Origin of the sequence: Pseudocolwellia agarivorans (genome assembly GCF_002000085.1) — a bacterium.
In the GTDB taxonomy this organism is placed as follows: domain Bacteria; phylum Pseudomonadota; class Gammaproteobacteria; order Enterobacterales; family Alteromonadaceae; genus Pseudocolwellia; species Pseudocolwellia agarivorans.
The window spans coordinates 134,160-158,352 of the sequence record NZ_MUZU01000011.1 but is presented as its reverse complement, the minus strand read 5'-3'; the positions used below and the strand labels follow the sequence as shown (position 1 = coordinate 158,352).

Sequence of the window (24,193 nt, the reverse complement as noted above, 5' to 3'; positions counted from 1 at the left end):
AATTGGAGCCTTTGTTTATCTCAGTTAGCGATTTATTTTGAGGGACGTTTAGACAGCGTGCTCGATATTTAAGAATTTAAGCTGACACAGAATTTTGAACGCCCCCGATTAGAAGTATACTTATATAACATTAAATATCAATATCTTATGTTCTTTGTTTCTTATGGCAACTAGCTGTTTAAATATAGAGACGCAATCCGTTTCTTGTACCTCTTAAAATATCCCAGAGCCTTAATTAATCATAGGTAACTAAATAGCCTACTGATGAACCTAAATCACTCACCATAAATCCTTTAATTCAAACAAAACTACGTAATTATGCGTATGCCTTTGCGTGCTTTTGCGCATATTAACTATTTATTAACTTAGTAATACTAACCACAGTTAAATAAACCTCGTGTTACTTGTTTAATAATAAAAATATAGAACACGCAATTGAAATACTTAAGGGATGCTAAACATGAAAATTTTACAAAAATTAACACCTGTTGCTGCAACAGTATTAATGTCGTTAGGCGCTGTATCAGCTGCACAGGCTGAAGATTCAAAAATAATGGATAACTTAAGCGTGTCAGGCTTTATTGATATGGATTATGTGTATTCTGATGTTGATGGCGGTGAATCATCAAGTAATTCAGGTATAGCGCAAGTAGAGATTGACGCAACTTACGACTTTGGTAACAAGTTAACTGCAACGGTGGATATTGAATATAAAAATTCAACTGAAGGTGTAGACCTTGAGCAAGCGTTTATTAATTACGCAGTATCTGAGCAGTTTAGCGTTAAAGCTGGTCGTTTTTTAAGTTACACCGGTTGGGAAACTGAAGAGCCTACAGGTTTATTTCAATACTCAAGTACGGGTTACGCAGCATACTTCTACGGTTACTACCAACAAGGCATTTCAGGTATTTACAGCGGCGACGGTTACGCATTAGCGGTTTCAGTGGTTAACGATTTAGCGGGTCCGCAATCTACAGATTCAGAACATCCAGGTATTGAAACTATGGTTGCTTTAATGCCGACTGATGAAATTACTATTAAAGGTTTTTACTCAAAAGATGGCGATGTTGAGCTAATTAACACATGGGCAAGCTACTCAAAAGACGCTTTAACGCTAGCTGTTGAATATAACACAGCAGAAAACAGTGTTACTGAAATTGATGGTGTTGAGGTTATTGGTAGTGATGCGAGCGGTTATTTATTAATGGCTAACTACGCGTTTGACAACTTTGCCTTAACAGTTCGTTACCACGATTGGGAAGTTGAAGATGCAACTGGCGCAATGGTTGAAGATGCTTCTGGTATTACTATTTCACCAAGCTTTTCGGTAAACGACAACTTACTTATGGTTTTTGAATACCGTATGGAAGAAATCAACGATGTTGATACAGACACTATCGCGATTGAAGCTTTAGTTACTTTTTAATTGAACCCAACGATACTTACCAGAAAGGAAATAAACATGAAATTGAAAAAATTAATCATCGCAAGTTCAATTGTTGCGAGTAGTTTAGTAACCAGTATTACTTATGCGGCAGACACGATTAAAGTCGGTGTGTTGCATTCTTTATCGGGCACGATGGCGATTAGTGAAACAACACTAAAAGACACTGTATTAATGATGATCGATAAGCAAAACAAAGCGGGCGGTATTTTAGGTAAGCAACTTGAAGCAGTTGTTGTTGATCCTGCGTCTAACTGGCCTCTATTTGCTGAGAAAACACGTGAATTATTAGCGAAAGAAAAGGTTGATGTTATTTTTGGTTGCTGGACTTCAGTATCACGTAAATCAGCACTTCCTGTATTAGAAGAACTTAACGGTTTACTTTTTTACCCAGTGCAATACGAAGGTGAAGAGTCATCTAAAAACGTATTTTATACGGGTGCTGCGCCAAACCAACAAGCAATTCCTGCTATTGATTACTTAATGAATGATATTGGTGCTAAACGTTGGGTTTTAGCGGGTACAGATTATGTTTACCCACGTACAACCAACAAGGTTTTAAAAGCGTACTTAAAATCTAAAGGCGTTAAAGACGAAGACATTATGGTGAACTACACGCCATTTGGTCATTCAGATTGGCAAAGTATTGTTGCTGAAGTTAAAAAGTTTGGTTCAGCAGGTAAGAAAACAGCGGTTGTTTCAACCATTAACGGCGATGCAAACATTCCATTTTATAAAGAGTTAGGTAACCAAGGTGTTTCTGCTGAAGATATTCCTGTTGTTGCATTCTCTGTTGGTGAAGAAGAGCTTTCTGGTTTTGATACTAAACCATTAGTGGGTCACTTAGCGGCTTGGAATTACTTTCAAAGTGTAGAGTCGGATGAGAACGAAACTTTTATTGCTGATTGGAAAAAATACATTGGTGATGACAAACGTGTAACAAACGATCCTATGGAAGCGACTTACATTGGTTTTAAAATGTGGGCTAAAGCTGTTGAAAAAGCAGGTACTACAGATGTTGATGCGGTTGAGCAAGCTATGATTGGTGTTGCTGTTCCTAACTTAACAGGTGGTACTGCGGTAATGAATGCAAACCATCATTTATCTAAGCCAGTACTTATTGGTGAAATTCAAGAAGATGGTCAATTTGAAGTAGTTTGGGAAACACCTGATACAGTAATTGGTGATGCTTGGTCTGATTATTTACCTAGCTCTAAAAACTTAATTTCAGATTGGACTGCGCCAGTTAAATGCGGAAACTTTGATGTGAAAACAGCTAAGTGTTCTGGTCAAAACTTTTAACTGATAACGAGTAAATGATTAACGGGAGGCTAACAAGTTAGTCTCCCATTTACTCAAAGCATTTTTTCATCTTCCTCTATTCAAAGAATGTTTTGAGTAAATCTATACAGTTTCATTATTAACCCTTTTATTCCCATGTTAACCCTTAAGGAAAACGCAATGTTGCGAATATTTTCTGCTTTTATTTGTTGTTTACTCGCGTGGCAAAGTATTGCTAACGGTGATGTAACACTTACCAAAACTAGCGTTAGCACTAGTGTCAGCAACGATGCTGAACTTGCTACTTTATTTAAAAAGTTACCCGTTACCAAACTTTCAAAAATGCAGTTGTTAATTGAACAACTTTCAGCAACAAAAACTCCACAAGTAAAACAAGCTTTTAATTATTTGCTCAATGGCGAGCTTTATTACATTAAAGCCAATAAACAAGTGGTACATGCTCAAATTAATGAAGATAAAAAATACGCATTAACTGACGTACTTACTAATACGCCTCTTGATGTTGTTGCTAAAAGTAAAATACGAAAAATTAAAACAAACAATAGATTGCGTGGCTCTTTACGAAGTTTACTTGCTCAGTTTGATTTAACCGATCCAAACAAAGAAATTCGTATTGCAGCGGTTAAACAGTTGTTAGATAAACCGAATCAAACAGGTATCGACACTATTACAAAATTGGTGAAGAAAGAACAAGACACCGACGTGCGCGAGTTAATGCAAGTCACCTTACTTGTTGAGCAGTTATTAAATGGCGAACACGAAGAAAAGTTAGCCGCTGTAAAGCAATTAAAAACCAGTTTAGAACCGTCTGTACTGAATGAAATGACGAACCAACTTTCAAAAATTGCTAAATCAACGTCTTCAACCCCTTTGTCGGTAGAAGATAAAGCCTTAAAAGTAGCGCTTGAAAAAGCTATTGCAGATATTGATGACAGAAAAGGTATTTTTGAATTTGCCGAAAACCTATTTTTTGGTGTGAGCTTAGGTTCAGTTTTGTTACTGGCGGCTATTGGTTTAGCGATTACTTTTGGTGTTATGGGCGTAATTAATATGGCTCATGGTGAAATGATGATGTTAGGTGCGTATACCACGTATGTTATTCAACAAGCCTTTCCTCAGTATATTGAATACTCGTTATTAATGGCGATTCCTGCGGCCTTTTTAGTATCTGGCTTGGTGGGTGTTGGTATTGAACGTGGTGTTATTCGTCACTTAAAAGGGCGTCCGTTAGAAACCTTATTAGCCACTTTTGGTATTAGCCTTATTTTACAACAATTGGTAAGAAGTATTTTCTCTCCATTAAATCGTCAAGTACTTACTCCTGAGTGGATGAGTGGTTCATGGCAGATCAATCCTATTTTTTCATTAACCTTTAACCGTTTATACATCATTATTTTTTCATTAATGGTATTCGTTGCCTTGTTAATGATATTGAAAAAAACCTCGTTAGGTTTACATGTTCGTGCTGTATCTCAAAACCGCGATATGGCCAGAGCACTCAGTATAAAAAGTGACTGGGTTGATGCGATTACCTTCGGTTTAGGTTCAGGTATAGCAGGTATTGCAGGTGTAGTACTTAGCCAGCTAACCAACGTTGGGCCTAATTTAGGGCAAGCGTATATTATCGACTCGTTCCTTGTTGTGGTATTTGGTGGTGTAGGTAATTTATGGGGAACCTTAGTTGCAGCAATGTCGTTAGGTGCATTCAATAAGTTTTTAGAACCTGTTACTGGCTCTGTACTAGCAAACATCATTGTATTGGTTGGCTTGGTGTTATTTATTCAGAAAAAACCAAAAGGCCTGTTTCCACAAAAAGGGAGGTCAGCAGACTAATGACTACTTCAACCATTAAAACAGACACAAGTATGAATCATTCAAATAACAGTGCTCCAAATAACCATTTGCCAAATAACAAGCCAACATTTGTACAAAAGTTATCAGAGTTAGGTAGTTTACGCGTTGTTATTGGCTTTTTACTGATATCGGCTTTTTACGTAACCTTTTGTAATTTAGTTTTTGCCGAAGGATCTTTCTTTCACGTAAGTGATTACACCGTAAGCTTGTTTGGTAAATACTTATGTTATGCCTTATTAGCCCTTGCGGTAGATTTAGTGTGGGGATATTGCGGAATTTTAAGTTTAGGCCACGGTGCTTTCTTTGCGCTAGGTGGTTACGCTATGGGTATGTATTTAATGCGCCAAATAGGTGATAGAGGTGTATACGGCAACCCTGATTTACCTGACTTTATGGTATTTTTAAACTGGACTGAATTACCTTGGTATTGGGCAGGTTCAAGTAGCGTTTTTTGGATGATCGCTATGGTGTTTATTGGCCCCGGTTTATTAGCCTACATATTCGGTTCGTTAGCATTTCGTTCACGCGTAAGTGGTGTGTACCTTTCTATTATGACGCAAGCGGTAACTTACGCCTTAATGTTAGCGTTTTTCCGTAACGAAATGGGCTTTGGTGGTAACAACGGTTTAACAGATTTTAAAGAAATTTTAGGATTTTCGTTACAAGAACCATCAACCAAGTTAGGGCTTTTTGTTGCAACAGCCATCGCCTTAGCTATCGGTTATATGGTAAGTGATTTTATTGTTAAATCAAAAATGGGTCGTGTGGTTACTGCAATACGTGACGCTGAATCTCGTGTACGTTTTGTTGGCTTTAAACCTGAACATTACAAACTTTGGATTTATGTTGTTTCCGCTATGTTAGCCGGTGTTGCTGGCGCTTTGTATGTGCCGCAAGTAGGTATTATCAATCCGGGTGAATTTTCACCACTTAACTCAATCGAAATGGTAGTTTGGGTAGCGATTGGCGGTAGAGGAACTTTGTACGGTGCACTCATTGGTGCTGTGGTAGTCAGTTACGCTAAAACACGTTTTACTGCGATTATGCCAGAAGCATGGTTGTTCGCCTTAGGTGGTTTATTCGTATTAGTTACCTTGTACTTACCTAAAGGTATCGCGGGTTTATTACCGAATATTTTAAATAAAAAAGATAGCGAGAACGAAGCAAGCGATACAGACCAATCAAAAGAGTCAAACAACACAAGCATTGAAAAGTCGGAGGCTAGCTCATGATAGTCGATAAAAGTGGTTCGCCTTTATTAGCAGACGAAAATATTAAACCTGATACTCGACATGGCGTTATTTTATATGTTGAAGATGTGAGTGTAAGTTTCGACGGTTTTAAAGCTTTAAACGATTTGAACTTGTATATAAACGACGGTGAATTACGTTGTTTAATTGGTGCTAACGGTGCAGGTAAAACAACCTTAATGGATGTTATTACCGGAAAAACGCGACCAGACACAGGCAAGGTAAGCTTTGGTCAACAGGTTGATTTATTACAGTTAAGTGAAGCTGAAATTGCCAGAGCAGGTATAGGTCGTAAATTTCAAAAGCCAACTGTTTTTGAAGAACTGACCGTATTTGAAAATATCGAACTGAGTTTAGCGGGCGACAAAGGTATTTGGACGGCGCTTTTCCATAAACTTACAGGCGAGCAGAAAGATCGTATTGCTGAAATTTTAACGACTATTGGTTTATCTAAAGAGTGCTATTACCCCGCAGGACGTTTATCCCACGGGCAAAAGCAATGGTTAGAAATAGGCATGCTGTTAGCGGCTGAGCCACGCGTGTTATTGGTTGATGAACCCGTAGCGGGTATGACAGGCCAAGAAACTGAACGTACTGCAGAACTATTAACCTCGCTAGCAGGTAAGCATTCAGTGGTTGTGGTAGAGCATGATATGGCGTTTGTTCGTTCAATCGCTAAGCAAGTTACGGTATTACATCAAGGTTCTGTATTAGCTGAAGGTACTATGTCTGAAATTCAATCGAATAAAGACGTGATTCAGGTTTACCTCGGTGAAGAAGACGGTTCAGACGACTATGCCAAAGAAAATGAAAAAAGCGTTTCAGAGAAAACTGAATTAGAAAGCAAACCACAGGAGCAAACAGTATGATCGAGTTAACGTCGGTAAATCAGCAATACGGTGGCACTCAAATCCTGTGGGATTTAAATCTTAAAATTAAAAAAGGTTCTCGTACCTGTATCATGGGTCGTAATGGCGTAGGTAAAACCACGTTATTAAAATCTATTATGGGGTTGTTGCCAATTAGTTCGGGGAGCTTAGTGATTAACGGCGTTGACGTTGTTAAAAAAGGCGTGGAAACACGTCCAGAAATCGGGGTAGGTTATGTACCACAAGGACGTGATATATTTCCGCAGCTTACGGTGGAAGAAAACCTAAAATTGAGCTTAAATTGTAAGCGTCAGAAAAGTAAAACCATACCTGAGCATATTTTTACGCTGTTTCCTGTGCTGAAAGAAATGTTACACCGACGTGGTGGTGACTTATCGGGTGGTCAGCAACAACAATTAGCGATAGGGCGAGCGTTAGTACTTAACCCAGATATTTTAATTCTGGATGAGCCAAACGAAGGTATTCAACCTAATATCGTACAGCTTATTCGCGACGTTTTACTTAAATTAAACAAAGAACACGGCATGACTATTGTTTTAGTTGAGCAAAAATTACCTTTTGCACGCGCAGTAGGCGAAGAATTTCATTTAATGGAAAAAGGTCATGTTATTGCATCGGGTGAAATGGTAGAGTTGACGGATGAGTTAGTGAGTAAATATTTATCTGTTTAAACGGATAAAAACCAAGCGAATCATAACACTAAAGAATGATTATAAAAGAAACAAATAAAGTTGAAGCAAGGCAGTGGTTGGCTAAATTAGCATTAACATTTAGCCACAATGCTTATGGTACTCAACTTAAAACCACGTCGCGACAAGGACCGTTATCGGTTCAAAAAGCTTTTTACCCAGAAGGGCAAGAATGCGCGCACATCTACTTATTGCATCCTCCTGCAGGTATTGTATCGGGCGACGAGCTTAATGTTGAAATAAACATTGAAGCTCAAGCTCATGTTTTAGTGACCACGCCTGGAGCAAACCGTTTTTATCGAGCTAGAGAAGATTTATCAATTGGCGCAACGAAACAAACACAAATAACCTCGTTGTACTTAGGTGATAAAGCCATAGCAGAAAACTTTCCGCAAGAAACCATTGTTTACGAAGGTGCAGATGGTTTTAATACCGTTGATGTTCATATTAAAGACAACAGCGTTTATTTAGGCTGGGACATTACCTGTTTAGGTTTACCCAGTTCAGATCAATATTTTGATCAAGGCCAATACACGCAACTTAACCGTTTGTATTGCGGTGATAAGCTTATTTATCATGACCGTATCGAAATATCACCCCGTAACAAGTTACTTCATCATATGGCAGGGTTAGCCAGTAAGCCCGTATTTGGTACTTTTTTAGTGTATGCGCCTACACAGTTAACAGCTCTTAAAGATCGTAAGTTAATCATTGAAGTATTACGCGAGATTATTGAAAGCGAAAACGCACAAGAGCTGATCAGTATTACCGATATACGTGGTTTGTTTGTTATCCGCTATTTAGGCGAGCAAGCACACCAGTGTAAAACCTTATTTATAAAATTATGGCAGCATTTACGTCCTCTTGTTATTGAGGCGTCAGCCATTGAACCTAGAATTTGGCATACTTAATTTTAATTTGTAAGAACGTGCCCATTAAAAATCTAAGAGAAACGTATGGATTTATTACCTAGAGAAAAAGACAAACTCCTTTTATTTACTGCTGCATTATTAGCGGAACGTCGATTAAAGCGAGGCGTTAAACTTAATTACCCTGAAGCTATGGCTTATATTTCTATGGAAATTATGGAAGGCGCAAGAGACGGTAAAACCGTAGCAGAAATGATGGACTATGGTAGAACCTTATTAACTCGCGACCAAGTGATGGAAGGTATTCCTGAACTGTTAGCTGAAGTACAAGTTGAAGCGACGTTTCCTGATGGAACTAAGCTTGTAACTGTGCATAACCCAATCGTTTAAGGAGAGTCGCATGTCTTCATCTTCACCTATCAATACATCAGGCAGATTAATTCCTGGTGAAATAAAAACCGATAGTGGTAATCGCGAACTTAATGTCGGTCGTGAACAATTAAAAATTACCGTAGCAAACGCTGGCGATCGTCCTATTCAAATAGGATCTCACTATCACTTTTATGAAGTGAATCCGGCATTAACCTTCGACCGCGAGTTAACTAAAGGTTACCGCCTTGATATTACCTCAGGCACCGCAGTTCGTTTTGAGCCGGGACAAGAGCGCGAAGTAACACTGATTGCTTATCGTGGTAAACGTAGAGTCTTTGGCTTTAGAGCTGAAGTGCAGGGAGATTTATAAAATGGCAACTATTGATAAACATTCATACGCGCACATGTTTGGTCCAACCGTTGGCGACAGAGTTCGTTTAGCAGATACCGACTTATGGTTAGAAGTTGAAAAAGATTACACCGAATACGGCGAAGAAGTTAAGTTTGGTGGCGGTAAAGTTATTCGAGACGGTATGGGACAAAGCCAAGCGTCTTGCTACGAAACGGTAGATCTCGTTATTACCAATGCACTTATTGTTGATCATTGGGGTATCGTTAAAGCTGATGTGGGTGTTAAAGATGGTCGTATCGCCATCATAGGTAAAGCGGGTAATCCAGACATTCAAGACAATATTGATATTGAAGTCAGTCCTGGCACTGAAGTTATTGCTGGCGAAGGTCAGATCTTAACGGCTGGCGGTATAGACGCGCATATTCATTTTATTTGTCCGCAACAAATTGACGAAGCTTTAATGTCGGGCGTAACCACTATGATAGGTGGTGGCACAGGCCCAGCAACCGGTACAAACGCAACAACGTGTACACCAGGCCCTTGGTATATTCACAAAATGCTACAAGCAACAAACGACTTCCCAATGAACTTTGGCTTTTTAGGTAAAGGTAATGCAAGTTTACCGTTAGCTATTGAAGAACAAATTGAAGCGGGCGTTTGTGGTTTAAAACTGCATGAAGATTGGGGTACAACACCCGCAGCGATTGATAACTGTTTAACAGTTGCTGAAAAGTACGATGTGCAAGTGGCTATTCATACCGATACGTTAAATGAATCAGGTTTTGTTGAAGATACAATTGGTGCATTTAAAGGCAGAACTATTCACACTTACCACACAGAAGGTGCTGGCGGTGGCCATTCACCTGACATTATTAAAGCGTGTGGCGAAGCGAATGTTTTACCTTCTTCAACCAACCCAACGCGTCCATATACGATTAACACCATAGATGAACATTTAGACATGCTAATGGTATGTCATCATTTAGATCCTAACATTCCCGAAGATGTGGCTTTTGCTGATTCGCGTATTCGTAAAGAAAGTATTGCTGCTGAAGACGTAATGCATGACTTAGGCGCAATCAGCATGATTTCGTCAGACTCGCAAGCCATGGGACGTGTAGGGGAAATGATCACACGTACTTGGCAAACAGCTCATAAAAACAAGCAACAACGTGGACCTTTAGCACCAGATACTGAACGTAACGATAACTTCCGTATTAAGCGTTATATTGCTAAATACACCATTAACCCTGCAATAAGCCATGGTGTAAGCCATGAAGTAGGCTCGATTGAAGTAGGCAAGCTAGCCGATATCGTATTATGGAAACCGGCATTTTTTGGTATTAAACCATCAATGATCATCAAATCAGGTTTTATTGCTGCAGCACCAATGGGCGATGCAAATGCGTCTATTCCAACGCCACAGCCCGTGTATTACCGTCCTATGTTTGGTTCTTACGGTTTAGCTACGGCTAAAATCTCCATGACCTTTTTATCGCAAGCAGCGGTTGATAAAGGTGTACCAGAAAAAGTCGGTATGACACGTATGGTTGGGGTTTGTAAAAATACCAGAAATATTGGTAAAGACGATATGATCCATAATAACTGGCAGCCGAAGATTGAAGTGGATGCGCAGACTTATGAGGTGAGGGCGAATGGGGAGCTACTTACTTGCGAACCGGCGACTGTCCTGCCGCTAGCCCAACGTTACACTTTGTTCTAAATGGATCCTATTTTTGATTGATGCTGCATTGTCGGCACTTTTTATTTCAATCACATAGGTAAACTATGCTCATGAAATAAAAAGTTTGACGGCTTTGCCTAAATCAAAACTAGTTACCATTGGTTTGGTAATAGAAAATGTATGAGAAACTTTAAGATTTATTTTGTTATGAAAATCATGAAGTAATAAATATTTATATTTTCGATATCCAAAAGTAGAGAATATAAAGAAGAAAACTTAGGAATGTAGATGTTACAAGTATTTGAAAGACTCGATCACACGCATGATGAAATTGCTGATTCCATCACCTTAGATCAAGATACACGTAAAAAAGCACGCATTAAAGGTGTAACTGATAAAGGTCAGGATGTGGGTATTTTTGTTGAACGTGGTCATCCATTATTGATCGGTCAGGTGCTCAAAACTGAGTGCGGTTTATTGATTGAAGTTAAGGGTAAAGCAGAAGATGTTTCTACTGCAATTGCTACTGATTGGTTGTCGTTTAGTAAGGTGTGTTATCACTTAGGAAATCGTCATACGTCATTACAAATTGGTGAGCTTTGGGTGCGTTTCAAACCTGATTATGTGTTAGAAGAATTAGCGGAAAACTATGGCTTAACTATTGACAAAACACCTGCTGTTTTTGAACCTGAAAGTGGCGCTTATGGTAAAGGTGGAGGTCATTCTCACGAACATTCACATAGCCATTCTCATGGTGAATCTGATACACACTCTCATGAACACTAAATTCTATCGTTACATAGGTAATTGTAAGGTTGTGATGAATAATTCAATAAAATCAAAGGCTAATTTTGGTTACTCGTTATGTTAGTTGGTGACGCGTTACGATTAAATCGGCTTTTACAGCTGTGTAGTGCTAATTTACCTGTGGGTGGATTCTCATTTTCGCAAGGCTTAGAGTATGCTGTAGAAATGGGTTGGGTTAATGATGTTGACTCAACAAGTAACTGGGTTGAATTGAATTTATCTCAGTCAATTGCACGTACCGATTTAGCGATAATTAAGCGTCAATATGAAGCACTTTTAAATGACGATTTAACAGCTTTTATTTCATGGAATCAGCATTTAATTGCGTGTCGAGAAAGTAACGAGTTGCACCTTGCTGATGTTGCTATGGGCAAAGCACTTATTCGATTATTAAAGCAATTAGATTCAGCTGAAATTCAACAAGGTTTACAACGTTATGAAGCGTTGCTTGATGTTAATAAAATAGGTACTGATATCAGTTTTGTAAGTGCTTTTGTACTTATTGCTTCGTTGTTTAAGTTAGATTTACTGCTGATACAAAGTGGTTATTGTTGGACTTATATCGACAATCAAGTTGCTGCGGCAACTAAGCTTGTGCCTTTAGGGCAAACTCAAGCGCAAAATTTATTATTTGAAATTACCGAAAAAGTAGATGCATCAATTCAATTAGCAAACACATTGCAAGACGATGAAATTGGCGCAAGTTTACCGCGTTTAGCTATGGCAAGTGCATGGCATGAAACGCAATACACGCGATTATTTAGGTCTTGATGAATGTTATTTTTATTGAGATTGAACAAATTAAAAGTTAACAAGAGAAATTTATGAAAAAGAAACAAGTTTTACGTATAGGCGTTGGCGGACCTGTTGGTTCAGGTAAAACCGCTTTATTAAGAGAGTTATGTATCGCATTACGTGATAAATACGATATGGCAGTAGTGACTAACGATATTTACACACGCGAAGATGCTGAGTTTTTAACGCGTCATAACGCGCTAGCTGAAGATCGTATTATGGGCGTTGAAACAGGCGGTTGCCCACATACGGCTATTCGAGAAGATGCGTCTATGAATTTAGCAGCAATTGACGATTTACAGGCATTACACCCTAATTTAGACTTTGTATTAGTAGAAAGTGGCGGAGATAACTTAAGTGCTACGTTTAGTCCTGAACTTTCAGACTTAACTTTATATGTAATAGACGTATCTGCGGGGGATAAAATTCCACGTAAAGGTGGTCCAGGTATAACTAAGTCCGATCTTCTTATTATTAATAAAATTGATGTTGCCGAGTTAGTCGGGGCGTCTTTAGAAGTTATGGACAGAGATGCGAAGAAAATGCGTGGCGACAGACCTTTCGTGTTTAGCAATATGAAAACCAAGCAAGGTTTAGATGATATAATCGCTTTTATTGAAAGTGAAGGTATGTTGAATATTTAATTTATTATTAGCTCTCATTCAGGGGTAATAGAAACACAAAATTTAGAATTAACGTGAGTAAGGAAATACAAATGAAGTTTTTAATGATTTTTTTAAGTGCAATATCAAGTTTGTTTTTAAGTACAGCAGCATTAGCCCATACCGATCATGCATTAGGTGAAGGCTCATTACATGCGGTATACCACATTATGTTTTGGTTCGTTGTTTTTGCGGTAATTTATAAAGCGGTAGGTTGGTATAAAGCTAAAGATCGTAATAAACCACAAAAGTAATCATTGATCTATTTTGTTTTAAGTAGATTTGATTAGTCAAAAATAGAAAGGAGCATTACGCTCCTTTTTTATGGGTTATACAATAACGGTTAGAATGTCGCTCGAACACCAAGTCTATAAATAGTACCTGTTGACCACTCACGAATGGTTTTAGATTTATCTACACCGCCTTCAAGAGCATTGCCGTCAATTTTAACTCTAACATCAGTTAGGTTGGTGTAATATTGACGATAAATTCGTTTACCTATATTTACAGCATTAAAGGTCAAGGTAAAATTATCGTTAACTTTATAGTTAGCTGATAAATCTAACTGTCCGCCGCCTTCATTCCACAAGGCTCCTGTTAGGTGAGAACGTTGTGCTAATGAATCTGTGCGATGATTATAAGCTAGACGTATTAAGTTACCGTCAGCTTCCCAGAATCCTGAAATATTTAATTGATGCTTTGAAACGTTTTCCATTGGAAGCGAAGAAAGTTTTGTATTTAGCGCGCCAATTTCTGCATCTGTTTTAGAGTCTGAGTAGGTATAGTTCATTGTTGTACCTAAACCACCGAACACACCGGGTAAAAAGTCAAAGTTTTGAGTGTAACCAACTTCAATACCTTGGTTTGTGCCGCCTTTACCGTTACGGATTAAATTAACTATAATTGTGTCACAAACAGAAGATGACTCTAATGAATTGGTTTGCCATCTGTGTCTAGAGTTTTCAAAGCAGTTAGGTGTTTCATCAAACAATAAATCTTTACCATCGGCTCCTTTTTCAATTAAAAAATCTAGTGGATTAGAGCTTTGAATAACACTTTGATCCATTGATGTTAAATCAACCCAATGAGCATTAATTGATGCTTTTTCTTCAAAGTTAGACATGTCTTTATGGAAGTAAGCAAGGCTAAATGCTCCACCTTCATTAAAGTACCACTCATAAGATAAATCTATATTTTTAGATTCGAGTGGTTTTAATGCTGGGTTATTTATAGTGCCATTAGAGTCACCAGCTCCCCAAACATTTTGAGCCATGCTGTAACTAGGTTTAAGTGAATCTATTCTAGGTCTAGCCATGGTTTTCGAAAGTGCGAATCTTCCTACCATATCTTCATTGATTTTGTAGCTGAGTGTTAAGCTTGGTAAAAAGTTTGTTGATTCACCTGATCCTGTAGCTGCGAATTGCTCTGGATTTTCTCTCTCTGATGTGCCGTCAGCATACCTATTGCGTGTATTTGGGTTTAAATCAAAGTTTACGTCATAACAGTTTTGTGATGCTATAGGACCAAAGTTACCATTGTTGTCGAATCCACCCGCAAAGTTAGGGCCACTAATGCCATTTATATCTTCGTCATAACCTTCGCCATTTGCATAAAGTTGTTCATCAGTACATGCTGGTAGTGATGAATCGTTAGCTATTTTGATCAGCTCGCGACTCGATACTGCGCCGTTCTGATATCGAATAGAAGAGTAACCTGCGCTTTCAACGTTACTTTTAACATAGCGAAAGCCAATATTACCTGTTAAGTCGTCATCAAGTAATGAAAAGTTTGCTTTAAAGTAGATCGCTTGGTTTTCTAACTCTATTTGTCTGTCGTTACCTAAATCAGGCTTGGTACGTACATCATCGTTTGCAAATAATAAATCAAATGCTTTAGCTCCATTGATGGTGTACCAACCGTCAGTTGTGTTGTCACGTCCATAACCTAACTCACTCATGAAATTGTCACCATGAGGTGTAAGACCATCTGTTACTTGGCTAAGTTGTACAGAATCAATTTGAGTACCTAGTGCTTCTTGGCCAAACGGAACGGGTATTCCTTCAAATTGATAGCTTTGGTTAAACACGTCTTTATTACGTTTTTGATATTTAGCGCCAAATTCAAATTGTGTAATAGGACCTAATTCCACATCCCAGTCAAAATCAAGGTAAGCTGATTTTTGTTTATCACTCATGTCACGGTCACGAGAATAAGCTTGTTGTAAATGAGTTGCTGCTAAATCATCTGGGTTAAAACCTGTTGTGGCAATGTTATCACTATTATCTTCACCTGGTGCGCCTGTTTGTCCTGGACCAAAATCTACAAGTCCTTTTCCTGTTACGATGACACATTTTCCTGAGGTACAGTCGTAACCTGTAGGTTCAATAACAGAACCAGGAATTGTTGCGAAACCACTTACGTGTACGTAGTTGTTTGTATTTAGTAAAGTGTAATATTCGTCATTTGCTACTGTTTTGGTTGCTCCAATTTTTAAATCCATACGTAGAGTATCAGACCAAAAATGGGTTAAATCTAAACTATAAATTTTGTTTTTTGTTTCAACGCCGGCTTGCAGCTGTTTAATTCGTCCACGTGCTGAACGGTCTACTTTTTTTGTGAAAAACTCTTTATCAGTATCATAAACAATCCAAGGGTTGTTTGGATCTAATACGGGATCACTTGCTAAGTTAGCATTTTCAGCGCCGATTACAGCTATTGAATTATCATTAGTAACAAGAAACTGGTCGGTCATAGTTACATTGAAATTAACTTCTGTATTGTCTGAAATTGCCCATTGTAATGCTGCGGTAAAGCCATCACGCTTTAACGAATTTTTAAATAATTTATAACCATTTTGTCCGTTACTATAACCGGTAACAGGACCTGTTAACTCACCTGTTTGTGCGTCAATAGCATTATCTACAGACGTAATATTTAATGTGTCTGTGTAAAACATATCTTTACGTGATGCTTGTTTTTCTGAAAATGCTGTTACGTATAAACCTAAGGTATCGTCCATTAGTTTTTGAGAAAAAGAACCTGAGAATTTATGATCATTTTCCTCAGCAAAATCATCGTATCGGCCTTGAATTTCTAATACACGTTTGTCTTCAGATGCATCAAGTGGACGAAACGTTTTAAGTAAAACACCAGCCCCTAAACTGCCTTCATCGTGATCAGCCGATGATGTTTTAAGTATTTCAATGGAATTTAATATATCAGAAGAGTAGCCACTTAAATCAACTGCTTGGTTTTCAGTATTACTCGTTAACGCTATACCATTTAGTGTTATGTTGTTTAAATTAGGCCCCGCACCACGAACGGTTACTGTTGTGGCATCGCCTTCACCAAAACCTCCACCACGTTGAATCGATACACCTGTAACACGTTGAAGAGCTTCACCTATATCTTGATCAGCAGACTTACCTATATCTTCCGAGAATATAGAATCACTTACGGAATCATTTAAACGTTTGTTATTTAAAGAACGTAATAAACTTCCCTTAAAACCTTTTACTTCTATCACTTCTATTTCTTCAGCACTTGCTTGTTTAGATTCTTCTGCAAAAGCATGTGAAATAGGTACGCTGGCAATAGAAATGGCAATAGCCATTGATAGTGGATGTACTTTATGTTTTATCGACATTATTTGTCCCCGAGTTTCAACCTAATAAAGGCCTTGTTTATTGTTATTAAACTGTATCAACTTGTGTCTATATACAAACTACATCCTTCAAATTTAAAGATCAAGTTTTGTATTTGATTTCAAAGAATTTTTGGTTATAGAAAAAAGGTTACTAATAAATTAATGCTGTTAGTACAATGTAATTTATATGTATCAATTTGTTTTTTGTTAACAAAATGTGTTTTTTGTTTGGCTAATGATTGATAAATAACTATTTTATTTAATCTGGAGGATTGATGCTCATTGTCTTATTTCTTAAGGGCTGAGCGATTTTTATATGTTTATATTCTTTTGTTTTTTTTTGTATGTGGTTTGTATAAATTAAATTTAAATTTTTTATTTTCTTTTGTTGGTTGTTTATAAACGTAGTATGTTTTTAAGTAAGGCGTTATTGCGTTTAATTTTTTATTAAAAATGAAGGAACCTAACAACTAAAATAGTTTAGTCGTTAGGTTATTTATTTTCGTTACGAATAAAATCAGAGTGAGTAGGGAGGCTATTTATTTCGGTTTGAATGGAATTTGCTATGTCTGTAAAAAATATTTTCATTTCTTCATCTGTTTGATTAGGTCGGTTTTGAGTAAAAGTTATCTCTTTATTTAAATATTGTTGGCCTATTAATATTTGCAACCAACTTTGGTAAGGAAACAAACTACCTTGTGGTAATGTTATTTCTCCTGTTTTTTCAAATTCGTTTAAATAGCTTTGTAATGATTGTGGGCGTGATAATAATTGCATGTCGCGCCAAAACGAAGTGTCATCGCGTTGGGTTGTACAATAATGAGCAATTAAAAAATCTCTAATACTAAGTGAGTCTTTATGAAATGCTGCGTTAAAATTTGTTGCTTCTTCAGTCATGTTAGTCCCATAAATAAATGCATTTTTAAGTTCTAACGCATACTTATGTGTCATGTGGATGCTGGTTGACTCGAGTGGTTCAAAAAAACTACCTGACAAACCTAGTGCTATTGAGTTTTTAAACCAAGGTGTTTTTAGGCTGCCTGTTTGAAATTTAATGACTCTATATTCATTAATTTTTTCATGGTCGGTAAGTGCTTGGCTTAATTCATTTAAGGCTTCCTCATCTGAAATATGTTTACTTGAATAAACATAACCGTTGCCCGTTCGTGTTTGTAATGGAATTTGCCAGCGCCAACCGGCATTCATGGCTATAGACTTGGTATAGGGAAATGGGTCGCCTAAAGACTTTGTTTGTACAACAACAGCGCGATCACAAGGCAAGTATTTATCCCAACCTTCGTATTCACAATGTAGAGCTTGTTTATTCAGTAGGCCTCTTGTACCGCTACAGTCAACAAAATAGTCAGCGCTGATCACTGCATTATTTGTTAGTGTAACGGATTTTATTCCGATATTTGTATCTGTAGTTACTTTAATGACATTGTCTGATATGTAGTTAATGCCTAAATTTAACGCAATATTTTTGAGGTACTTTGCAAGTAAGCCCGCATCAAATTGATAGGCATAAAACAATTTAGACAATGGGTAATATTTTTCTGGATGAGCATCAGAGGGGAGACTCGGACGTGAAAATTTATTTGAATATGCTGCGACAGCACAGGGAGAAAAATGGTTAAGTGGTGGTAAGTTAAGGGACGATTTATATGCTAACCACATTTGTGTGAAACTTGAATCAACTGAGTTTTTCCCTATTTCACCAAATGCATGCATGTAACTGTGGCCTAATGTAGACCAGTTTTCAAAATGAATTCCGTATTTATATGTTCCTTCAATTTTGTTAATAAAGTCGGTTTCATCAAGGTCTAAATAATTAATGAGATGAATAATGGGTGGGATCGTTGCTTCACCAACACCAATGGTTGGTATGTCAGGGCTTTCAATAAGCGAAATGTCATATTCTGCAGAAGGTAAACCTTTAGCCAGTATAGATGCGGTGATCCAACCTGCGGATCCACCACCTATGATAACGATACGTTTTTTATTCATGTGATAATTTTATGTTTAAGATGTTATTTAACCTGAACTGGGATAATGGAATGTACTTAAAAACTTTAACACAGGTGTACTTCGCTTATCTCTAGTTTGGAGCCTTTACTATATAAAAAAACCACGAATGATACATTCGTGGTTTTTAGTTGAATAAAATAATTTATTTTATTCTTCGTTTTTAGAATGGATTAACTTCTTCAAAGCTAAAGTTATCTAGATAGAATTTACCTGTATTTACTTCAAGTTGAAGTCTAAAGTCACCTTTAGTTAATGTTTGTAAATCTTCTCCATTATAGTACATGTTGTATTGTGTCCATTCAGCCGATGTTCCACCCCACCAAGTACCAGGGTTACCACCAACACCTGTTTTAGGGTATGACGCTACCCAACCAGAATTATTACTCCAGAAATATGTTGGTCCGCCGCCCCAATTACCACTAATATTTTTCATGTAAAAACTTAACTTGTAAAATTTAGTTGGGTCTATATCGAAAGTTCTCATGGCAATAGGCTCACTAATAAATTTAGCTGGTTTACCATTGTTTTCTAAATATAAACCATAGTTACCTTCCATTGCCGCTTCTTCGCGAATTTCAATTGTACCTTCGTTGTTCCATGCCATTCCCCAGTTTGGAGCTAAAGTACCACTCTCAAAACCAAAGTCACCGTTGTAATATAAATTAGGATGCGGTGTAACTTTTACGTCAAATGATTGGTTAAGATAGGTTAGGTCAGCTATTGTCGCTGTGATTGTGGCTGTTTCACCTTCAATAAGTGTTGTAATATTTCCTTCTGCATCAATTGATACAGCGTCAGGGTTAGAGGACGTCCACTCTACAGCATTGGTGAAACCTAATTCAACAGGAATAAGGTTGTAACTTAATGCTGTTGTACTGCCTAATGAAATTTCAGTTACTTCACCGGAAACAACATTGTTGTTAAGTACTACATCTATAGCAACAGGTTCTACTGGTTCGGTAATAACTTCAGCAACGGTTGACGCAACGACAGCGCCGTCGGCAGATGTCGCGGTAATGGTTACATTACCTTCAGCTATACCTGTAACATTACCGTTTTCATCAACTGTGGCTTTACTAGTATCTGAACTTTCCCAAGTAATCGTTGGGAAAGTGGCATTGCTAGGGGTAATTGTTGCTTTAAGCGGTACTTGATAACCAATAGGTGCCTTAAAGCCATTAGGTTGGCTTAAAGCAATTTCAGTTACAACGTCTTCAACAGCATTTACCGTAATAGTAATGTTGCGTATCACTTCTGTGTCAGAACCATTATCTAGAATATAAGTAAATTTATACACACCTTGCGAGTAAAGTAGTACTTCATCTTCTGCGCCTGTTGGTGGGTTTTCTTCAACAGTAGCGGGGTGTACTAATACGTCTTTAAAAAACTGTGTAGCAACAGTCATTGAATCAGAGCTTTTATAAATAGCTGCTGTAGGTAGAGCAGGACCTTCATAAAGAGGCTCTTCGTTTTCATCAAGGTTTAAAAATGTAAATTTTCTTGTAAATATAGGTGTATCTGCTGGATTTGTTACACCGTCAAGTAGGTCAAAAACATGAAGGTCAGAATCTTCATTTAATACTATGTTCAAATCACCACTTACTGTAACAGGGGCGATGGTTGAACTGCTTTTATTTGAATCACTACCGCCACATGCAGAAATTGCAGCTGTTAATGAACTCATGATTATTATTTTTTTGAGTAAGTTACGTTTCATCTTACTAATTCTCCAATTTTCAGGGTTGTTTGCGTTTGCAAACAACCTATTAATTATTATGTCTTAAAATGTAATACGGGCGCTTAAACGGAACTGACGTCCTGTTTTCCACTCACGGATAGTTCTGCTTGTATCAGCATCACCGTCCATCGCATTACCTTCATCGAACAACACCGAATCACCATTTTCGTCAACCATACCTAAATCCATATCGGTTGATGTGTAGAAGGTTCTGGTTGATTCGTTAAGTAAATTAAGTGCGTGGAACGTAAAATCGACGTTTTTATTAAGATTATAAGTTGCGCTAAAATCTAAGTTGCTTTTTGCATCTTGCCATTCTGCGCCATTTGTAAGACCACGATTTACAAGCTGTATTGAGTTATATCTATGCGATAAGCGAAGCTGATGCCCATCTTTTTCCCAATAAACAGTTGTATTTAGAGTATGCTTAGGTGTGTATGACTGAGGTAATGCTTTAAGTATACGACCTGTATCTTGTAAAACCTCAGCATCAGATTCTGAAGTAGCATACGTGTAGTTAAAGTTAGTCCCTAAACCAGACCAAAAACCTGGTAAAAAGTCATAAGATTGATTGTATGTAAGCTCGATACCTTGGGTGGTGGTACTTTTTCCGTTGCGTTTAATAGAAGCTTCTACAGGTTCACAACCAAAATCTAAAGCGTTGTTGAGTTTATCTTGAACTATTCTGCTTGGTAAACAATCAGAGTTACTTGCATCCATACCGTCAGTTATTGGCATGATGAAGTCTTCCCATGCAAGGCTTTCTAATTCGTAAGCACTGCGAGTATCTCTTACATATACCGTATCTTTTACTGATTCAACAAAGTTACTCATGTCTTTTCTAAACAATGCAATAGATAATAAGCTGCCTTGGTCAAAGTACCACTCTAATGATAAATCAATATTCTTAGAGGTTAATGGTTTTAATGCTGGGTTATTAACTGTTGCGCGAGAAAAATCACCCCAAACGTTTTCGTCAAAATCAAAACCTGGACGAATATCATCAAACGGGGCACGTGCCATTGTTTTTGATGTAGCAAAACGACCGATAAGCTTGTCTGAAAATGCATAGTTTAGGTTTAAACTCGGTAGTAATTCGGTGCTTTCACCACCACCAGTAGCATCATAAACTCTTCTATAGATTTCAGTAGGGTCACTAATTAAACCTTGGCCAACTAACCATTCGCCATGTTGTGCTTGGGTGCTTGGATCTGTATGTCTATAATTTATCCACCAACTTCTGGTGCCATTATCGTTACGAACAATGTCAGTCACGTTTCCATTGTCATCATAGTTAACTAATGCAATACCAGCTTGTGCAAATTCTGGTTCAAAACATGGGTAGCCAGTATCTAAAGCATCAGCTCCAAAACCGTCTAAACGTTGTGTACGAGCAATATCTGTAGGGTTAGGACAAGCAGCTAAATCAGTATTTAATAACTGTTTGTCATAAACAGCATCAACAGCATCAAAAAGTCTATCACCTTTGAAAAACTCTAAAGAAGGATGACCAATAGATTGATTTTTAGTTTTAACATATCGAACACCGATATTACCGGTTAGGCGTGAATCTAAAAATTCAAAGTTTCCTTTTAGGTAAAAAGAAGTATTGTCTTGCTCAACTATACGGCTGCCCGTTTGGTTATCAACAAGTTTACTGTCAGGAATACCATAAATCTCTTCAAATGCTTTGTTTGGATCAAGTAGTCCCCATCCTTTCAAGTAGTCTCTATTATATGGAGATGTATCTGGAATAAGGCCTCTCATGAAGTCGTCAATAGGTAATCCTGAACCTGTTTGTACATCGGCAAATGCGATGTCAGATACCGCCGCACCACCAAGTACAGGCTTACCTGTTGAATCAAATACTGTAGTATTTGTGCCTTCAAGTGTTTGATAGTTTGTATAAACATCTTTTATACGATTTGACCATTTCGCACCAAACTCTACGGTAGTAATTCCCATTTTGTCTAGGTCGTAGTCGAAATCAACAAAAATAGATTTGTTGGTATCTGAAACTTCTTCGTCGTATTGCGCAACATAACCTAAATGAGTTGCGTATGGGTCAAGAGGGTTAAAACCACTTGATGAAATATTATTTTCGTTATTATTAATACCATTAGGAACGTAGATAAATGGTGATGTACCTACTCTTAAATCACATTTTCCTGTCGAACAATCATAACCAACAGGTTCTAGTTGATCTAAAGGTGTTTTTTCAAGAATTGAAACAGGAATAAAATTCCAAGTTGCGGTACTTAGGGTGGTATTTGGTAGAGACTCGTAGTCAGTTCTGGAGTAGCCGGCACGAATATCCATGGTTAAATTATCAGTTAAATACTGTGTTACTGTTAAAGTTGCCACTTTATTTTCTGATTCGTTACCACCTAAAGTGCGGCCTAAACTACCACTTGCATATCTATTAAATGCTTTAACTAAAGTATGGTTGTTTTCATCAAGTGTCCACCATTCTTCTTGCGGATCTGTTGCAAGGTTTCCACGTTTAATTAAATCAGGCTTGCTTGTACTGATTCTATGATTATCGTGGTGGGCTGTATATTTAGAGTAACTGATATCTAATTGAACATCTGTTGATTCAGAGGGTAAAAATTGTAAGCCAGCTGTTGCTGTAAATCGCTCTGTATTATTTAAATTGGTATTGAAGCTTTTACCACGAGAAATAATACCTTTAATATCTTCGGTATTTGTTAATGGTTGGCCTGTTTGTAATGATGTTGCACCACCTGGGCGAATTGTTGCAACTTCATATGGTGCTAACCAATCACCACCTAACGAATCACTACGAGTAGAGTTTGTTTCTTTCGATGCGGTAAAGATTACACCAAAAGTATTGTCTAATAATTTTTGAGAGAAGGTTCCTGATATTTTAGAGTCATTTTCATCAGCATATTGATTATGGCGTCCTTGTACTTCTATAAGGCGTTTATCAACATTAAGGTTTAAAGGTTTTGTTGTTTTAAGTATAACACTTGCACCTAACGAACCTTCATCGTGATCTGCTGCTGATGTTTTAACTACACTCATTTGACCAATAATGTCTGAAGAGAATGCGCTTAAATCAACACTTTGATCAGATGTTGAGTTTGAACCACCACCACCAGATATACTTGATGTTAAGGCAATACCATTTAATGAAATTTGGTTTAAGTTAGCACCCGCGCCACGAACGGAGATACGAGTACCTTCGCCATCACTTTGCTGAACAGATACACCCGTAATTCGAGATAATGCATCTGCAATATTTTGGTCTGTTGATTTACCAATATCTTCAGCGAATATTGAATCGGATATGCTGTCAGACAGTCGTTTGTTATTGATGTTTTTTTGTAAGCTACCTCGGTAACCAGAAACTTCAATTATTTCAATGTCGTCCTTTACGCTTTTTTTCTTCTTTTTATTATCAGCGACACTTCTTTCGATTTCTTCTTCAGTAGGTGCGCTATCTTGTGCGTAGGCTATTTGACTTGTTCCAACCATTAAGACTGGCATCATCGCTAGCACAAGCGGTTTTAACTTAAATTTTATAGACATTATATGTTCCCCCGATTTAATACCTTACTGTTATTAATACAATTTAAATGCATATTACTAACGGTATTGTTTACTTATTATTTTGCATTATATATAAAATACTGTTTTTATATGTGTATGAGTGTATTTATTGTTGAGCGACTTGTAAAGCTTATTTTGTATATAATTTTATATTATTACATACAAAATAATAACTAAGGTTTTCGTATGTTGATGACAAGATAAACGATGAGTTTCGTAGGTTTACAATAAATGTTTT

Annotated in this window: 18 protein-coding genes; 14 read left to right on the top strand and 4 right to left on the bottom strand. The window is 37.4% G+C overall.

All coding sequences use genetic code 11. The annotated features are described in order from the left end of the window. Nucleotides 1-460: 460 nt before the first annotated feature. The 14 genes from B0X80_RS16395 to B0X80_RS16330 all read left to right on the top strand — a co-directional run bounded on the left by B0X80_RS16395 (nt 461) and on the right by B0X80_RS16330 (nt 13,224). On the top strand, nt 461-1,426 hold the full coding sequence (locus tag B0X80_RS16395) for an outer membrane beta-barrel protein (RefSeq protein WP_077342249.1): 966 nt from the start codon (nt 461-463) through the stop codon (nt 1,424-1,426). Between the two features lie 36 nt (nt 1,427-1,462). Continuing rightward, the gene (urtA, locus tag B0X80_RS16390) at nt 1,463-2,746 is read left to right on the top strand and encodes an urea ABC transporter substrate-binding protein (protein WP_077342247.1); all 1,284 of its coding nucleotides are present in this window, start codon (nt 1,463-1,465) and stop codon (nt 2,744-2,746) included. 159 nt (nt 2,747-2,905) lie between these two features. Then, nucleotides 2,906-4,579, top strand: a complete 1,674-nt coding sequence (urtB, locus tag B0X80_RS16385; protein ID WP_077342245.1) for an urea ABC transporter permease subunit UrtB — start codon at nt 2,906-2,908, stop codon at nt 4,577-4,579. Then, a complete protein-coding gene (urtC, locus tag B0X80_RS16380) occupies nt 4,579-5,832 on the top strand; it encodes an urea ABC transporter permease subunit UrtC (protein WP_245825479.1) in 1,254 nt (417 codons plus the stop codon). The genes urtB and urtC overlap by 1 nt, the downstream gene beginning before the upstream one ends. Next, nucleotides 5,829-6,719: an urea ABC transporter ATP-binding protein UrtD gene (gene urtD / locus B0X80_RS16375; RefSeq protein WP_077342243.1), complete on the top strand. Its 891-nt coding sequence runs from the start codon at nt 5,829-5,831 to the stop codon at nt 6,717-6,719. Before urtC ends, urtD begins: the two co-directional genes overlap by 4 nt. Beyond that, entirely contained in the window at nt 6,716-7,411 is a 696-nt protein-coding gene (urtE, locus tag B0X80_RS16370; RefSeq protein ID WP_077342241.1) for an urea ABC transporter ATP-binding subunit UrtE, read from the top strand. Before urtD ends, urtE begins: the two co-directional genes overlap by 4 nt. Before the next feature lie 35 nt (nt 7,412-7,446). After that, complete coding sequence (locus B0X80_RS16365; protein WP_077342239.1) at nt 7,447-8,340, top strand: urease accessory protein UreD; 894 nt, start codon at nt 7,447-7,449, stop codon at nt 8,338-8,340. Between the two features lie 45 nt (nt 8,341-8,385). Further along, a complete protein-coding gene (ureA, locus tag B0X80_RS16360) occupies nt 8,386-8,688 on the top strand; it encodes an urease subunit gamma (RefSeq protein WP_076420090.1) in 303 nt (100 codons plus the stop codon). 10 nt (nt 8,689-8,698) lie between these two features. Then, on the top strand, nt 8,699-9,040 hold the full coding sequence (locus tag B0X80_RS16355) for an urease subunit beta (protein WP_077342237.1): 342 nt from the start codon (nt 8,699-8,701) through the stop codon (nt 9,038-9,040). Between the two features lies 1 nt (nt 9,041). Next, the gene (gene ureC / locus B0X80_RS16350; RefSeq protein WP_077342235.1) at nt 9,042-10,745 is read left to right on the top strand and encodes an urease subunit alpha; all 1,704 of its coding nucleotides are present in this window, start codon (nt 9,042-9,044) and stop codon (nt 10,743-10,745) included. A gap of 249 nt (nt 10,746-10,994) precedes the next feature. Next, nucleotides 10,995-11,492 carry an urease accessory protein UreE gene (locus tag B0X80_RS16345; RefSeq protein ID WP_077342233.1) on the top strand — a complete coding sequence of 166 codons (498 nt, stop codon included), beginning with the start codon at nt 10,995-10,997 and terminating at the stop codon, nt 11,490-11,492. 78 nt (nt 11,493-11,570) lie between these two features. After that, nucleotides 11,571-12,284: an urease accessory protein UreF gene (locus B0X80_RS16340; protein ID WP_077342230.1), complete on the top strand. Its 714-nt coding sequence runs from the start codon at nt 11,571-11,573 to the stop codon at nt 12,282-12,284. Between the two features lie 53 nt (nt 12,285-12,337). Beyond that, nucleotides 12,338-12,952 (top strand): urease accessory protein UreG, encoded by a 615-nt coding sequence (gene ureG, locus B0X80_RS16335; protein ID WP_077342228.1) that lies wholly within the window; start codon nt 12,338-12,340, stop codon nt 12,950-12,952. Nucleotides 12,953-13,023: 71 nt separating this feature from the next. Continuing rightward, the gene (locus B0X80_RS16330; RefSeq protein ID WP_077342226.1) at nt 13,024-13,224 is read left to right on the top strand and encodes a hypothetical protein; all 201 of its coding nucleotides are present in this window, start codon (nt 13,024-13,026) and stop codon (nt 13,222-13,224) included. 89 nt (nt 13,225-13,313) lie between these two features. Here B0X80_RS16330 and B0X80_RS16325 read toward each other — a convergent pair whose 3' ends face one another. From B0X80_RS16325 to B0X80_RS16310, 4 genes are all read right to left on the bottom strand, one after another. Continuing rightward, nucleotides 13,314-16,616, bottom strand: a complete 3,303-nt coding sequence (locus B0X80_RS16325) for a TonB-dependent receptor (protein WP_245825478.1) — start codon at nt 16,614-16,616, stop codon at nt 13,314-13,316. A gap of 492 nt (nt 16,617-17,108) precedes the next feature. Further along, a complete protein-coding gene (locus tag B0X80_RS16320) occupies nt 17,109-18,623 on the bottom strand; it encodes a tryptophan halogenase family protein (protein ID WP_077342222.1) in 1,515 nt (504 codons plus the stop codon). Between the two features lie 181 nt (nt 18,624-18,804). Next, nucleotides 18,805-20,328, bottom strand: a complete 1,524-nt coding sequence (locus tag B0X80_RS16315; protein WP_175623968.1) for an Ig-like domain-containing protein — start codon at nt 20,326-20,328, stop codon at nt 18,805-18,807. A gap of 96 nt (nt 20,329-20,424) precedes the next feature. Further along, entirely contained in the window at nt 20,425-23,934 is a 3,510-nt protein-coding gene (locus B0X80_RS16310; RefSeq protein ID WP_077342218.1) for a TonB-dependent receptor, read from the bottom strand. Between the last annotated feature and the right edge of the window lie 259 nt (nt 23,935-24,193).